The sequence below is a fragment of the Rhizobium leguminosarum bv. viciae USDA 2370 genome, from assembly GCF_002008365.1.
Classification (GTDB): Bacteria; Pseudomonadota; Alphaproteobacteria; order Rhizobiales; family Rhizobiaceae; genus Rhizobium; species Rhizobium leguminosarum.
Genome location: NZ_MRDL01000037.1, coordinates 12,150 through 26,955 on the forward strand (window position 1 = coordinate 12,150; position 14,806 = coordinate 26,955).

General features: G+C 57.3%; 16 protein-coding genes and 2 pseudogenes. 12 read left to right on the forward strand and 6 right to left on the reverse strand.

Translation table 11 applies throughout. The annotated features are described in order from the left end of the window. Positions 1 to 137 precede the first annotated feature (137 nt). Positions 138 to 1,163 (forward strand): sensor histidine kinase, encoded by a 1,026-nt coding sequence (locus BS629_RS19030; protein ID WP_018245196.1) that lies wholly within the window; start codon positions 138 to 140, stop codon positions 1,161 to 1,163. Positions 1,164 to 1,454: 291 nt separating this feature from the next. On the opposite strand, the pseudogene BS629_RS19035 reads toward BS629_RS19030, so the two are convergent. Beyond that, a pseudogene (locus tag BS629_RS19035) lies at positions 1,455 to 1,658 on the reverse strand (integrase core domain-containing protein); the annotation flags it as partial. A gap of 115 nt (positions 1,659 to 1,773) precedes the next feature. After that, a complete protein-coding gene (locus BS629_RS19040; RefSeq protein WP_245268263.1) occupies positions 1,774 to 2,784 on the reverse strand; it encodes a hypothetical protein in 1,011 nt (336 codons plus the stop codon). A 39-nt stretch (positions 2,785 to 2,823) separates the two neighbouring features. On the opposite strand from BS629_RS19040, the gene BS629_RS19045 reads away from it, so the two are divergent. Together BS629_RS19045 and BS629_RS19050 are read left to right on the forward strand one after the other, a co-directional pair. Continuing rightward, positions 2,824 to 3,150, forward strand: coding sequence for a hypothetical protein (locus BS629_RS19045; protein ID WP_018245199.1), 327 nt, complete (start codon positions 2,824 to 2,826; stop codon positions 3,148 to 3,150). A gap of 94 nt (positions 3,151 to 3,244) precedes the next feature. Beyond that, positions 3,245 to 3,520: a hypothetical protein gene (locus BS629_RS19050; RefSeq protein ID WP_018245200.1), complete on the forward strand. Its 276-nt coding sequence runs from the start codon at positions 3,245 to 3,247 to the stop codon at positions 3,518 to 3,520. A gap of 174 nt (positions 3,521 to 3,694) precedes the next feature. Here BS629_RS19050 and BS629_RS39255 read toward each other — a convergent pair whose 3' ends face one another. Together BS629_RS39255 and BS629_RS19060 are read right to left on the reverse strand one after the other, a co-directional pair. Continuing rightward, complete coding sequence (locus BS629_RS39255) at positions 3,695 to 4,618, reverse strand: hypothetical protein (protein ID WP_018245201.1); 924 nt, start codon at positions 4,616 to 4,618, stop codon at positions 3,695 to 3,697. A gap of 238 nt (positions 4,619 to 4,856) precedes the next feature. After that, a pseudogene (locus BS629_RS19060) lies at positions 4,857 to 5,224 on the reverse strand (IS66 family transposase); the annotation flags it as partial. A 505-nt stretch (positions 5,225 to 5,729) separates the two neighbouring features. Between BS629_RS19060 and BS629_RS19070 the strand changes: the two are divergent. Continuing rightward, on the forward strand, positions 5,730 to 6,017 hold the full coding sequence (locus BS629_RS19070; RefSeq protein ID WP_026188654.1) for a hypothetical protein: 288 nt from the start codon (positions 5,730 to 5,732) through the stop codon (positions 6,015 to 6,017). 144 nt (positions 6,018 to 6,161) lie between these two features. Further along, the gene (locus tag BS629_RS19075) at positions 6,162 to 6,830 is read left to right on the forward strand and encodes a hypothetical protein (protein ID WP_018245203.1); all 669 of its coding nucleotides are present in this window, start codon (positions 6,162 to 6,164) and stop codon (positions 6,828 to 6,830) included. Between the two features lie 123 nt (positions 6,831 to 6,953). On the opposite strand, the gene BS629_RS19080 is transcribed toward BS629_RS19075, so the two are convergent. Then, on the reverse strand, positions 6,954 to 7,409 hold the full coding sequence (locus BS629_RS19080) for an NUDIX hydrolase (protein ID WP_018245204.1): 456 nt from the start codon (positions 7,407 to 7,409) through the stop codon (positions 6,954 to 6,956). A gap of 140 nt (positions 7,410 to 7,549) precedes the next feature. Here BS629_RS19080 and BS629_RS19085 point away from each other — a divergent pair, with 140 nt between their 5' ends. Together BS629_RS19085 and BS629_RS19090 are read left to right on the forward strand one after the other, a co-directional pair. Then, positions 7,550 to 8,998 (forward strand): CYTH and CHAD domain-containing protein, encoded by a 1,449-nt coding sequence (locus tag BS629_RS19085; RefSeq protein WP_245268265.1) that lies wholly within the window; start codon positions 7,550 to 7,552, stop codon positions 8,996 to 8,998. Between the two features lie 83 nt (positions 8,999 to 9,081). Then, entirely contained in the window at positions 9,082 to 9,537 is a 456-nt protein-coding gene (locus BS629_RS19090) for an NUDIX hydrolase (protein ID WP_018245206.1), read from the forward strand. A 90-nt stretch (positions 9,538 to 9,627) separates the two neighbouring features. Here the strand turns inward: BS629_RS19090 and BS629_RS40230 are convergent, their stop codons facing one another. Further along, positions 9,628 to 9,843, reverse strand: a complete 216-nt coding sequence (locus BS629_RS40230; protein ID WP_077988346.1) for a DUF3606 domain-containing protein — start codon at positions 9,841 to 9,843, stop codon at positions 9,628 to 9,630. Positions 9,844 to 10,026: 183 nt separating this feature from the next. Here BS629_RS40230 and ku (BS629_RS19100) point away from each other — a divergent pair, with 183 nt between their 5' ends. The 5 genes from ku (BS629_RS19100) to BS629_RS19120 all read left to right on the forward strand — a co-directional run bounded on the left by ku (BS629_RS19100) (position 10,027) and on the right by BS629_RS19120 (position 14,739). Continuing rightward, on the forward strand, positions 10,027 to 10,929 hold the full coding sequence (gene ku / locus BS629_RS19100) for a non-homologous end joining protein Ku (RefSeq protein WP_018245208.1): 903 nt from the start codon (positions 10,027 to 10,029) through the stop codon (positions 10,927 to 10,929). Positions 10,930 to 10,940: 11 nt separating this feature from the next. Next, entirely contained in the window at positions 10,941 to 11,750 is an 810-nt protein-coding gene (gene ku, locus BS629_RS19105) for a non-homologous end joining protein Ku (protein ID WP_018245209.1), read from the forward strand. 109 nt (positions 11,751 to 11,859) lie between these two features. Beyond that, the gene (locus BS629_RS40545; RefSeq protein WP_370091266.1) at positions 11,860 to 12,108 is read left to right on the forward strand and encodes a DUF982 domain-containing protein; all 249 of its coding nucleotides are present in this window, start codon (positions 11,860 to 11,862) and stop codon (positions 12,106 to 12,108) included. Between the two features lie 91 nt (positions 12,109 to 12,199). Further along, positions 12,200 to 12,424, forward strand: coding sequence for a hypothetical protein (locus BS629_RS19115; RefSeq protein WP_018245210.1), 225 nt, complete (start codon positions 12,200 to 12,202; stop codon positions 12,422 to 12,424). A 1,523-nt stretch (positions 12,425 to 13,947) separates the two neighbouring features. Next, entirely contained in the window at positions 13,948 to 14,739 is a 792-nt protein-coding gene (locus tag BS629_RS19120; protein ID WP_018245211.1) for an SDR family NAD(P)-dependent oxidoreductase, read from the forward strand. The last annotated feature ends 67 nt before the right edge of the window (positions 14,740 to 14,806 follow it).

Below are 14,806 nucleotides of genomic sequence, written 5' to 3' on the forward strand. Positions count from 1 at the left end.
GGCTTTAGCGATCGCTCCTCCGGGACTTGCCCGACAACGTGTCACGGCTGCGGCCTTTGCCAACGCGACGGCGTCCGGTATAAAATCAGGATGAGGCCTTTCAGCCTTGCAGGCCTTGAAAGGTTCGCGCGTATAATATGATCATGAAACCCTTTTCCAGTTCCAGCCGCTCCCGAGAGCGCTTTCTCGAAGCCATTCTGCAGAGCGCGATCGAGTATGCGATCATCTCCATGGATCTCGATGGCCTGGTGACTACGTGGAATGAGGGTGCGCGACGGATCCTCGGATGGGACGAGGCTGAGATTATCGGCAAGCCCGCAGCCGTCATTTTCACGCAGGAAGACCTGCAGGCGGGGATTCTCCAACGGGAGATGACCGCCGCTTTAGCGGAAGGCCATGGCAACGATGAACGCTGGCACGTTCGCAAGGACGGATCGTTGTTCTGGGCGTCGGGTCAGATGATGGCGCTGACGTCGGATGATGGCGAAGTCGAGGGCTTTGTGAAGATTCTGAGAGATCGCACCGAGCAGAGAGAAAACGAGGAGCGACAGCGCGTCCTGATGCACGAACTCTCTCACCGCATGAAAAACACGCTGGCCGTCGTTCAGGCTATCACCAGTCAATCCTTTCGAAACGCCAGCTCTCTGGAGGAAGCGGAACAATCGATCTCTGCGCGGATCAATGCTTACTCGAAAGCACACGATATTTTGCTGCAGCAAAATTGGTTGGGCACGACCATGGGAACGATTGTCGAGGCTACCGCGATTAATCTCGGACTTCAGACGTCAGGACGTTTCAAAGCAAGCGGTCCCGACGTTGAATTGAGTCCACAGGCGGCCCTTTGTTTCTCCCTCGTGCTGCACGAACTCGTCACCAACGCCAATAAGTATGGTGCGCTTTCGGAGGATACAGGGACTGTTGCAATCGAGTGGTCGGTAGGCGACAAGGCGGGCGCCCCGAGCCTGAACTTCACTTGGCAGGAGGTTGGAGGTCCGGCGGTGGAAACTCCAACCAAGAAGGGGTTCGGCACGCGGCTCGTCAGCTCCAGCCTGTCCGCTTTCGGGGAGGTCTCTCTTGATTACGCCCCGACCGGGCTCATCCTGAGGCTGGATGCGCCACTTCAGAAGCTGCAATATAAGAACTGTTCCGACGCCGAGGAATAGTTTGATTGCGACGCTAGGATGGCCGGCGCTCGAGAAATCAAAGACATCGATGATGTCATCGCGAGACGTTTGGATCTTCCTTGTTCCAGGCAACAGCGAACCCGATCCAAAGTAAGCGCTGTCCTGATCCCACGTAAGCCCACGGTGAGGGCCGTCTTGTGAGGTAACGCCGAACTCGGAAGTCCTAGTGACCTGCCACTGAACTTTCATCCGGCGGCGAGTAGAGCCCCGGCGGTTTTTGAACCGCCCCAGGATTCTGGACCACCGGAGACTGGAGTTTTCCGGCTTCATTCAAGGAGGTGGGCTGGTTGCGCCTCCCGGATTCATTAGTAAGTCTGGCACCTTATTGCCGATGGCACCATGTGGCCGAACCTCATTGTAGTCTCTGCGCCAATCCTCCATCTTTTCGCGGGCATCCGCAAGGGTCAGGAACCAATGCTGGTTCAGACATTCGGCTCGGAAGCGGCCGTTGAATGCTTCGATGAAGGCATTGTCCCCAGCACGGCAGAGGTGCTGTGAGAAAACCGGGGCAGTCACTCATTCACCAGTCGTCGCCGGGGCAAGCATAACTGCCGCTTCTCAGAGATTTTGCGGGACACACGTCTGTGTGTCACAATGGCTGGTACGCGACCTCGATAACCCGTTGTGCTTGCTCAACCAACGAATCAACCAGACTTTCGCCGTCGGCATTGAGCGGAACATCGAGATGTATCCAGATGTGGCCACCGCACTCAGTTAATCGCTGCGCGAAGCCAGACGCGACAAGACGTTCGCGGATAACCGAGAACTTGGGCGTAAGACGGTGGAAACGCAGCCAGATAGGCGTCGTGTACCCCGGAAAAGGATCGCGGACCCCCACGCTGAAGCAGGGCTCGTCTGCGCCAAGCGGTAGGCAGACATATCGACGCTGGTAGTCGTCGGGACCGTCCTTGCCCATTGGGAGGACTCGGCTCTGCTGCGCCAAGCGGCGGGTAACGCGATCCACAAGATTGACGAATACCTCTTTCCGCTCGCGCCAAGCGAACAGTTCAGAGACACTCCTCAGTGGCTCGATGTCGTAGCCCTGAAGGACCCTGTACATGGCCCGAAATTGGGCAAGGTCACCACGGAACGGTTCGGAGCGAACATCTTTCAGGGCGACCAAGACCCCTTCCCAATCGATCACCGCAACCGAAAAGTCGGACGTTGCACCCCGCTGCCAAGGACCATCCTCGGTAGGAGCGGACACACACGGCACCGATGCTTTCATCGCAGCAACCCGATAATGAGGTACCAGCACCAGCAACATTCCACTATCAGAGCTTTCTTGAAGGTCGCCAAGGTACGAACTGAGTTGGCCCTCGCCAAACGCCGCGCCCAATTTCGCCTCTATCTTGACCACGAGCTTTCCGTCAGCCGTGCAGCCCTCCAAGTCGGGGCGGGCACCGTCTTTCTGTCGAGCCTCGGCTCGCCAAGTCAAGTCGGCGTTGATAGTTCTGCCCACCATCTTGGAGATATGGTCCCCAAAGCTCTTGCGTGCATCCGAATTCTGAAGAAGGTAGGCAAGCCCCTGCGTGCACAGCAACTCTCCCTGTTTGGAGAGCGAGCTGAATTGGGCGAGGTGGCTCATGAGTAGTCGCATGATTAGCCTCTTGAACTTCAGGAGCAAAGACGAGACCTAATGGATAGCATTGATGACTTCAAGAAGTTCATCGGCACGCGCCACTGGCGTTACGCGAAAACCATGCCGCAGTGGCCGCACGAATACTCGGTACGGCAATTCGACGATCCGCCGGAGGACCAGGCCCTGTTTGAGGAAGCCGTCTCATTCATCCGTACCCAGGGCGAACGAAGGTGGTTTGAGCCAACTAGTAGAAGCTCTGTCTACCTTGACATCGACGGCCGACAGTATTGGACCATGGGCGCTCCGGTTGAGGAAACAACCATCATAAACCGTGCGTGGCTGGATTGGAGAGAGCGCCTTGTTCGGCGCGAGTCAGGTTTGTGACCTCCTGATTCGACTTTTACAAGATAGCAGCAGCCTCGAAGACCCGACACTCGGCTATTTGTAATCATCACATACTAAATCAGGGAGATCATGCATGGAACACTCGGAGTTTCAGATCGGTCTGGAGTTCTGGTGCGGGAAGAGGCGGTGGCGGTGTACCGACGTCGGAACGCGCACAGTTGTCGCGATTCGCGTCCATCCGGTTGAGATGACGACCGTCCAGGCTGGTGGCACGAAAGAGCACGAAACGCCTACTTATGAGCAGGCAGATGCGATGGGCTGGTTTGATGGCCCCCCGTTTGGAGTGGCCGAGGTGGTTTTCGACGAAGACGATCTCGAAGTCTGCTCGCTTGAGAGGAAGGACCTATGAACCAGGCTCAGAGCCAGATCGATAGGTTGCTGCCGTGGAATTATTGAGGCCGAGTAAATCTCCGCAGGGCTATCCCCTCATCCTAAAGCACTCGGCACTACAAAACGCAGCTCGGTCAACGTGTAAGCGGGACACCGCTTACGAAATCAGTGCTCACGTTATCAATGCAAAACCTCATTTGAACCGAAGTCTTTTGACTAACTGTGCCCACCTCATTCGAAGGGAATTTGGCTCAAGTTCGGACCGGGTTGCCAGCATGAAATCAGGCAACGGTACGTTTGGCATGTTGTCATAGGCTTTAAGGATGGTCTCCAGTGGCGTCAGGGTCTGGTCGCGGTCCCAATAGACGATCTTCAACCATGTGGCCGCACGCTCATATTGGCCGACTCCCAACCATGTTTCCTCGAGATTGGCCCGCAACATTCGCTGCCCGGCCTCCAACAGGTCATTGTCGCCAAATCGCGCCCGCCCTAATTTTTTCAGACAGAGCGCATAGGCAAACGCCCGTGGCTTTAACGTTGTTTTGAGTGATGGGTTTTTCGGCTTTAGATGTCGCTCATATTCTTCGACTGCGGTGTCGTATTGACCAGCCTGGAGGCTGAACGCCATGAAATCGTCGAGAGTTCCGTCGACGAGCAGTCTCCGTGAACTATACGGCAGGCCCTTGATTTCCTGAGGAACGAAACGTTGGAGCTTGTAGTCAAACTTGTCGACACCGAGTACTTTGGTAAAGCCGGTTCGCATGTATTCAATCTCTGCATCCTGAGCGGTTTTCCACGATGCTTCGTCGTTTCCTTTACCGTGCATCCAGTGGCCAAGGGCCTTGGCCCAGTGCAAAGTCCTGCGGTGGGAACAGGGAAAAGGACCAAACCTTTCCTCTTCTTTTCCCTCGATGGCCTTGTCCAACCATTGGAGCGCACGTGGAAGAACGGGTGTTATTTCCTTGTCATGACGCACCAGCCAGGCAGAGATAACATCGTTGATCTCATGCACCGCAACATTCCCCATCGGCATCGCGGGATCGTATTCGGCACGAAGTGCGCGGGCGATAGTGCCGCCCATCACCTCCCGCGTTCGAATGGGATTGAATTTTTTCAAAGCTGTCTCCGCTTATTGGGAATGGTTCGAAACCTTCGCTGGCACCGAGTTCTTGGGGTAAGCGGTGCCCTGCTCCCATACTGACGAGTTTTCTCGCTTGATGTCGAGGAGTGGAGCCGCGACGACGACGGCTCTTCGCCGTGCGCACGAGGCCAACAAACCTTGACGAGTTAAAGCACTCAACGGCAACCTCGCACGGTACTTGAGACATCCATAGACGCCGGTCGTTTTTGGCGGGTTAAAACGACGGATCAAATGTCGGGAGAAGTCCGCAATGTGCCGGATAGAAGGCTTTGAATGCATATTGCCGTGCCAGGTTATTCCACGGCAGGAGTTCCTTTATAAGGCTCTGCTTGTGGCCGTTAGCTATGGCGTTGAGAGTGGCGGTGAGACAGGCGAACGGATCGACACCGTTGAGCTTACTCGTCTCGATGAGGGAGGCGATGATCGCCCAGTTCTCCGCTCCAGCATCGTGTCCGGCGAAGAGAGCATTCTTACGATTAAGCGCTATCGGCCGGATGGTTCTCTCGACGGTGTTGTAATCGATCTCGATGGACCGTCGGTCAGGAAAACACAAAGACCATCCCAGTATTTGGCGACATAAGCCGTGGGATGAGAACATCGGTTACGATCCAAAAGTCGGTTCACGACGGTCTGGCAGTTGCTAAGGTTTGTCGACAGGCTCATCGTTTGGGTTGGGCACCGGTGCCTCCCTTGTATCTCGAGCCGGGTGTTTGTGATCGTCAGGCTCCGGTGGCACTTCTTTACGGTCAGGGTGATTGACCGGCTGGTCTTTAGGATTGCCCCCTTTGTCATTATTCTTTTTGGACATGGCCAGTACCTCCATTCAACAGTACGAACAGACTTGCGAGATCGAAAGTTCCAAGACAGCCAGACTGCCGTGGTCAGAGCATATGGTCCATCTGCAGCACAGCCACCGGCCATTCGCCAGGATGACGCTTGATGAACGCCTAAGGCCAAGGGGATGCAGGCGGATCAGCGCCAATGCGTGACGTAAGCGCCGGCGGCAAACGACGGCGCTTACCGCAGATGCGTAGTGTGGAACCGGAGTTCTGTTCAGGTGTTCCTCTCGATCAGCAGGGAGCTTCCCATGACCTACATCGCATCACCAAGCTACGACCGTAACGACCCCAGTCGCGCTTCGAACCTCCGTCAGTGCCTCGAGACCGCCAGACGCCGCCTGGATGAGACTTCGCATGCGTCGGAAACCGAGAAAATCGAGACGCTTGTGGCTTCCGCCATCGAGGCGGGTTGGGAAGACGATGAAGTGCGCGACGCACTTAGCCCCGGTGACGAGCAAGACAACAAAATGCGGCAACAGGAACCACCTGTCCCAACTATCGGTGTGGTTCCCTCGCAAAGGGGGCATACGGACTAAACCTTGAATATACTCTGTCGAGATCTCATCTTTCGGGAGAGCATTCCTAATCGCTTTCAAGCGAGGCACACTGCAACAGCCGGTACTGATTCCGTTCTGCGTGCGACCGATGCAAATCGCTTCTCGAACTCTACGAGGTAAGTGTTGACGCAGTTCTTCGAAACAACTCAAGGCATCATGCTAGTCGGAGCGATGATTGGGGCTGGCTGTTTCGCCGCCGGCACGATCATACCGAGCGTGCTGCGGTGGACGGCTGCCGAACGCGGTCGGAACCCAAAAGCCAAAGCGCGCAGCGCGGCAATGCTGACAGCTCTGGCATTAGACGATTTTGTCGGCGCCGCATACGCTGCCGTTCACGATACGCCTGAATTCAACCCAGTCAACGAAGGCGAGTTCGTCTTCCACACAGCGGATCCGGTTCTTGTCCTCCCACGGGCTGAAGACTTGAGCCTCCTCGGCGACGAGCTCTTCCACGAAGCTTTATGGTTATCGAACCGGGTGACGAACCTTGGGAACGCGTTGGATAACCTTGATCTCTCCGGCCCAGGCTTCGACAGCTTTTTCGAGCGGCGCCAGGAGGGCTATGCGGTGATCGCGGCGAAGGCGATGGACCTCATCGAGCGACTGCTTGCCGATTTTGATCTCAGTCTTCCGGAAAAACCTGACTACTACAGGCAACGCGATGGATTTGCCTCGGTCGTACAAGCTGCTGGCGAACGCAGCAACGGCATCAAGAAGACGGCAGCGAGGGTTCCGACCCCTGGTTCCAATGTCACTCATCTCTTCCCGAAGACAGGTGAAGAGGGCGAGTAGCGTCCCGTCCGGGCGCAAGGCGCCCAGCGGACGACGGGACCGTTGACCATCACGAAGTCCTATGTCGCATCTCTCCCGATCTGGCGGCTTGACGGTGTCGTTCGGATCATCGACACTCGGTAGTCAGAGGTTAATGGACCTGATGCTTGAGAGTAGCAGCCGCAAGCCCGGCTGCGCCGCTTCCCGCAACGCGGTCTCCAAGGGGAACCACCGTGTCTTTCGGACACCCTTCTCCGGAAACTTGTCCGCGATCATCGAGACCTTAAGAAGATGGACGGCCACGTGGTATTGGTTGGGACTCGTGTCCTTCCGATAAGAAAACGTACCGAACACGGTTTTGTCGACGACGCCTGAGACCCCGGCCTCCTCGAACGCCTCTCTCAGCGCCGCGGCGCTGCTGACCTCACCACCTTCGACGTGCCCCTTCGGAATGCCCCATCGACCGTTCCGTCGGCTGCCTACAAAAAGGATTTCAACTCCACCGTTTTCGTTCCGACGGTAGCAGAGAGCACCAGCCTGCGCGATATCGCGACCAGACACCGTTTTCGTAAGTTCTGTCTGGGCGCTTTCGTTGAGCATCGTCCGCCTCCGGTTTCGAAGCCCGCGCAAGCTAGCTGGACAAAGTTGAAGAGTCCAGTTTGCTTCATCACGTCGTGACGCGACCGAACTATGACAGGGCCTCCAGCGTTGATGAGCATCCAATCAGAATGGAGCCTGCCTTGCCATCAGAAATCGAAATCAAGCTCGACCTCTCTAGCGAAGCCCTTGAGAGCCTTTTGGGTTCCGATCTTCTCGGACAGCCCGACGAGGCGCTGCAGCAGTCTTCGACCTACTTCGAGACGGACGATCGTCGGCTGTCGGAGAAGGGGTTCTCTCTGCGTGTCCGCTCTACCGGCGCGTCCCACGTCCAGACTGTGAAGGCATCCGGGCCGGCGAAATCACTGTTTGTTCGTTCAGAATGGGAGACGTCCATTGAAGGCAATGAACCCGTCCTCGACCATACGAGCCCTCTCATAAGCGAGTTCGGACCGGAACTTGAGGTGGAAGCCGCTTTCACCGTGTTCATTGAGCGTCGCGTCTGGAACATCGAGTTGAACGGCTCTCGGCTGGAGGTGGTCGTTGATCGGGGAGACGTAGTGTCTGGCAACAGGCGCTCGCCTGTTCAGGAAATCGAGGTTGAACTGAAGGACGGCGATCCGAAGGACCTATTCATCTTCATTCGCAAGATCGACGCGATCGCGCCGTTCCGATTCGGCATTCAGTCCAAGTCAGATCGGGGCCTCGCGCTTCTGGACAGGCAGCAATTCATGTTCAAGGCAGAGCGCCTCGATCTCGAACGAAACATCAAGGCGTCTAGCGCCTTTCGAGAGATCGCCGCGTCCTGCTTTCGGCAGTTCCGTCTCAACGAAGAAATCCTTCTCCAGCGACGAAATTCGGAAGCCCTTCATCAAGCGCGGGTAGCTCTGCGGCGTCTCCGCTCTGCGTTCTCTCTGTTCAGGCCGCTCCTGATGGGCGACGAGCCGAAAAGGATCCAAGAGGAGCTTCGCTGGCTCGCCGGCGTCCTCGGCGAAGCACGTAATCTCGACGTCCTGCTTATGAAAGCGAAGGACTCCGATCTTCGGGCCAAGCTCAAGGATGCCCGCAACAAGGCATACGGCGACGCTGTCGAGGCTCTGGGGTCGGCGCGAGCGCGCGCGCTCATTATCGATTTCAACGAGTGGCTTCAATGTGACCTCGATCGCACTGGCGGCAGCGCAACTTCCGAGGACACATCGGCCTCGGAGTTTGCCGCGAGGGCCATCGAGAAGATGCGTAAGAAGCTGAAAAAGCATGGCAGTGCGTTGGCTGAGACCGACGACGAGCATCGTCACCAGGTTCGCAAGGACGCTAAAAAGCTTCGCTACGCGGCCGAGTTCTTCGGATCGCTGTTCGACGACAAGCGCGGCACGCGCCGGCACCGGAAATTCATCGCAGCGATGGAGGAGCTGCAGGACTATCTTGGAGCACTGAACGATCTGGCAACCGGACCGAAGGTGCTCGCGCAGCATGGACTGGCCAACCACCCTGCTCGAGATTCTGTCGTTTCTCACGATGACAAGAATGCGTTGATCCGCATGGCGCAGTCCTCAGTAGATGAGGTCATCGACACGAAGCGCTTCTGGCGCTGACATGAGGACGCCATGAACCTCAAGCGAAGGAACCTCAGCCTATCCGGCACGGTCGAGAACGTCGATGAACATGAGCAGACACGATGAATGACATTGACGTCTATCCGAAGCCGATCCAGCAATATGGTGCATTGTGTTTCCGAAACACACCCAAGGGGCCAATGGTGCTTCTTATCACGACGCGGGAGACGAGACGTTGGATGATCCCGAAGGGCTGGCCGATATCAGGTCTTAAGCCGCGCAAGGTGGCGGAACGTGAAGCCTGGGAGGAAGCTGGCGTGATCGGAAGGGCGAAGAAGAAGCCCTTCGGCGAGTTCTTCTATGACAAACTTATGCAGGACGGAAGTGGAGCGCGACCAGTCGTTGCCGTCTTCCTACTGGAGGTCCGCCGTAACCGAAAGCGCTTTCCAGAGATGGCCGAGCGAGACTCCGTGTGGCTGACGCCAATGGAGGCCGCCCGCCGCGTAGACGAACCGGAGCTTGAGCGCCTACTGCTCAAGTTTGGACGGATGTTCAAGCGTGCGGGACGACTCCTCTAGCTCGATCGGTCGCGGACATATTATCGATGTGGGGAATTCCCGTTCCGCCTTTCGTCAGCGACGAGTTCCTCTTGGAATGTGAACTCGCCTCTACTTCTCCAGGTTAGCTTCGACCTTCTTGCGGCTGTTGCCGACTTTTTTGACAGTCTCCCTGACCTTCGACTTCGAGACCCGTTCTTTTTCCGCCTCATACTGGACCTCGTGATCCTGTCCTCCCGCCACACGGGCTCGATCTTGCGCGCGGCCTCGGCTGGTGTTTGCCGTTGGGAAGTGCCTCCTGTTGAGTTCTCTTCCTAAACGACTGATGAATCAGGAAGTTCCGGCAACGGCTAACACTGCCGACCAGGCTTTATCGAAATGGTGATCCGCGACCGGAATCAGTTTCCTAAGCAACAGGCGTAAGCCATTGAAAAATGATTCGTTTCAAGTCGGAACGAATCAGCTCGTCGAGTCTTGAGTCGCGACTCAGTGATTCGGGAGTGAAGGGTCATGGCGGGTGGTCATCGTGCTCAGTGGAAGGGCTTCCTCAAATTTAGCGAGGTGTCGTGCGGCGTCGCGCTCTACACCGCCGCTAGCACCTCGGAACGCATCACGTTCCACACGATCAACAGGTTGACTGGCAATCGCGTCAATCGCGTCTTCATCGACAGCGAGACCGAAGATCCTGTTCCGAAAGAAGCTCAGACGAAGGGCTTCGAGATCGAGAACGGCCGGTACATCATCATCGACCCCGAAGAAGTGGCCGCAGCGATCCCCGAGAGCAACAAGACGCTCGAGATCGAGGCATTCATTCCTTGCGCCGATGTCGACGACGTCTACTTCGACAAGCCCTACTATCTGACGCCCGACAAGATGGGCGGCGACGCCTTCGCCGCGTTGCGGGACGGAATGAAGAAGTCGAAGGTCGTGGCCATCGCCCGCACGGTCCTCTTCCGACGGATGCGCACGGTCCTGATCAGACCGCACGGCAAGGGTCTGATCGCAACGACGCTGAACTACGACTACGAGGTCCGCTCGTCTGCGAAGGCTTTCGAAGAAATGCCGAAGATGAAAATCGTGGGCGAGATGCTTGATCTCGCAAAGCACATCATCTCGACGAAGAAGGGCGAGTTCGATCCTGCGACCTTCGATGACCGCTATGAAGCCGCCGTGGCGGAACTGGTGAAGGCGAAGATCGAAGGTAAGGCGCTTCCGAAGCGCAAGGAAGTCAAGGTCTCGAAACCGAACGACCTTCTTGCCGCGCTTCGAGAGAGTGCCAGGATGGTGAAGGCCGCGGAGAGCAAGCCGAAGCGGACGGCCGCCAATGCCAACGCCGGTTCCAGCCGCGACAAGGCCCGTCGCGCCTCGGGCAAATCCGCGGCGGCGCCGGCCGCGCAGCGTAAAGCGAGCTGAGGAGACCAGCCATGCCGCGCCCCTACTGGAAAGGCTATCTCAAGCTGTCGCTGGTTACATGTCCCGTGGCAATGAGTCCGGCGACAAGCGACAGCGAAAAGGTTCGCTTCCACACGCTCAACAGGGAAACAGGAAATCGTGTCGTCTCACAGTACGTCGACTCGGTGACGGGCAAGCCGGTGAAGGACGAAAACGAAGCCAAGGGCTACGCCCGCGGCGAGAACGACTACGTCATTCTGACGGACGACGACCTCGACTCCGTGGCTCTTGATACGGTGAAGACCATCGACATCGACAAGTTCGTGCCGGCCGAGAGCATCGAATGGGTCTATCTCGAGAAGCCCCATTACCTTATGCCCGACGACCCGGTCGGACATGAAGCGTTTGCCGTCATTCGAGATGCGATGGCATCGGACAAAGTCGTCGGCGTCTCGAAGCTCGTAATCGGTCGTCGGGAGCGTGCGGTCGTTCTCGAACCTCGCGGCGAAGGCATCGTTCTCTGGACGCTGCGGTTCGGCGACGAAGTGCGTCCCGAGGAATCCTACTTCGAAGGAATCGATGAAGAGGCTGACCCCGAACTGATTCCGCTAGTCCAGCAGTTAATCAAGCAGAAGACCTCCCGGTGGTCCTCGGACATGGTCAGCGACCCGATCCAAGAAAGCCTGCTGAAGATCATTGCGGAGAAGAAGAGGGCTCTCAAGCCCGCCAAGAAGGCCGCGAAGGGCAAGCCGGACGCCACTCAGGGCTCGAATGTCGTGAACATCATGGACGCGTTGAAAAAGTCCGTGGCCGCAGAGCTGAAATCGGGCAAGGCCCGGTGACATCATGCACGACGTGAGCGCGATACCAATCATGGAAATTGCCGTGTCTTCGCCCGATCGAGAACACTTCGCAACGGCATCCACGATATCGGGCCTGATGGGCATCTTGATGTCGGAGAGATGGCCCAGGCATCTAAATGGTCCGACATGGCAGCACGCGCTTGCCTCATGTATGCGGTCGCCTCAAGGCGAATTGCAGCCCACGAGGGCGAGACAAGTTTTCGTGTCTGCAGCTCGAGCCGCCCATTTGAAGGTATTGCCCGACGACGAACAGCGGCTTCGGAGCCGTGCCGCGTCTCCGCGCCGGAAAGTCGTCGTGCGAAGACGTGAATTGGAAGCCGGATCGGTCGACGGGTGATCATTCTCCACCAGATGACGACCTGGACGAGCTCAGGCATTCTCATTTCTGGGTTTTCTGCTATCGTCCACAGGTCACGGGAGTAGGCGTCATGGCAGTGAGTTTGGTTCCGCATGCATTTTACTGGGCGAAGTCCTCGAAGTATTTCGACGGACAACCAACGATCGTTCGGGTCTCTACGGTCTTCGGGGAGGATCCTGACTATTGGACGCTGGCGCTCCTGGGAACCGATCAGCACGCCATGCCCGCGGACTTCGAGATCATCGCTCCGGCGGAGCTCCCAGAAGAATACCCTGTCCGGCAAGCCGCCGAGTGAGACCGTTTATCGGGCAAGCGACCGAAGGCTCTCGACGGGGCACCCTTTTTGTCGGGCGTTCACACCGCCAAACTGCCCGATGGAGAAATTTGCCATAACCCATCGGAACTTGCGGGAGGTTCGACGACGGGGCTGCCCTGCTCCCTCCAACCGATTTCGACCTCACCATCCCTCCGAACGCCAGACACGTCCAACGTCCCTGTACCCACCGAGAGCGCGCCGATACCGGTACCCGTCGCGCTCTTGCGTGATCTGCTCAGGGAATATGGATCGAGCGTGTCGTCCAACCGGATCCACCCCGCTCGCTGTAGGAACGTCGACTTTCGACCGGGTCGACCCAGTTTGAACCCTGGTGACGCGGCCAGCGTTGTTGGCAACGATACTGATGTCGTTAGATGGAACGCCTGCCTGCCCGCCCAACGGGCAAATAAAAAAGGCCGGGGCGAAATCGCACCGACCTTTCCAACATCGCTCTTCACACCAGTGCCAGTACATCCGTGGTCAAAAGCAGATAAGCGACTTCGGCAGTCGCGAACACTCGCGTGGAGCACTCACCAGCAACGCCGATGACCGTTAAATAGCGTCGGATTGTGTTTAATTCAAGTCGCCCGGCAAGAAGCTCCGCGAATCAGACGGACCGCCGTCTCGCCTGCACAACGGCCGATGGCCTGTCGGGAACTTATTGCGACCACCAAACCGGCAACAAGGTCACCGCGAACATTACCAGCACGAGGGCCAGGTAAACAGTCCATCCAATCGCCCGACGAAACGGTCTAGGCAGGCGGGTAATACGGACTAGCAGGCGATTTGCGAAGCCTGCCTCTGGGGGAACGTCTCCCTGCCCACGATTATTACGTCCGCTAGTCATTCGAGAGCTTTCAGTCAAACAAGTAAACGCTCGGGCGAAGTGGCCGCCCGGCGCACAGGAGTGTTGTCTGCTTGGGGTAAGCAACAATCGCCGAGCGACCGTATAAATAACCACCAAAGGCATTCAAAAGTTCCCACTATATAACGCTCCGCCGGAAGTGTATCCAAAGTTGTTTTTTCAGTTTATTTGAATAAAGGTAGAGAATTAAAGACGAGCGCAAACAGCCTTGTGGTCAAATCGAGCACAGAACGATCGCGCGAAAGGTTCCGCGATCGCGCAGTCCAGGCCCGGCTACCGACGAAGACGTCGAAAAGCTTCGTCAGAAGCTTCAGTATCTTACGCGAGCAAAGGTGAAGACGGAAATCGACGAATACTTCGCGAAGCCTCACGGCAAATTGGAGCGAGGGCCGATGCTAGGCTCGTTTACCTCACTGTCCATCTTCGCGTTTGATCTCGATAAACGGGGACAATCCCTTCAGGCTTGGGAGACCGGGCGGCGAAGACGAGGAAGCGGCCGACCGGGCCGCCCGGTAACAAACCTGATTGGTTTCGATCGGCTCCTTCCCCTACCCGAAAGGATTATCCGCATCCTGGACGGTTGCGAGACCGCTCGCCAGTTCATACGTTCTGTGATCCAACCTCACAGGAGCAGAAGATGCAGATCGACCTCACAGGCAAGACCGCGCTAGTCACGGGATCGACCGAAGGCATTGGATACGCGATCGTCCGCCAGCTCGCGAGGGCGGGCGCAGACGTGGTGGTCAACGGACGATCCGAAGAAAAGACCGCAAATGCCGCCGAACGCCTGAAAGGCGAAGGTGCCAGGGGAAGCGTGACCGCTGTCGCAGCCGATCTCGCAACCGCTAAAGGATGCGACGCACTCTTCGCCAAAGTTCCTCATGTGGACATCCTCATCAACAATGCGGGCATCTTTCAGCCGCTCGATTTCTTCGACGCGGACGACGAGGTATGGGACCGTCACTGGCAGGTGAACGTCATGTCCGCCGTCAGGCTTTCACGTGCATATCTACCCGGCATGCAGAAGATCGACTGGGGCCGCGTCATCTTCATCGCGTCGGAATCCGGCTTCAACATTCCGGTCGAGATGATCCACTACGGCGTCAGCAAGACGGCAGACATCGCCGTTGCCCGCGGCCTTGCCAAGCGCATGGCTGGCACGGGCGTCACGGTGAACTCCGTCCTCCCCGGCCCCACACTTTCCGAAGGCGTCGAGGCGATGCTCGCCGATGAGCGGGCGAAGACCGGGAAACCGATCGAGGAGGTCGCGGCGGACTTTGTCAAGAAGCACCGCGGCAGTTCGATCATCCAACGAGCTGCAAGCGTGGAGGAAGTCGCCAACCTCGTCACCTACCTGGCCTCCCCTTTGGCGTCCGCAACGACGGGCGCTTCGATGCGTGTGGACGGAGGGCTGATCGACACGCTCTGACTCCACCGACCTACCGCTGCAGGCGGTATGGCATGCCTACCAGCGCACCTACGACCCACCGATCGTG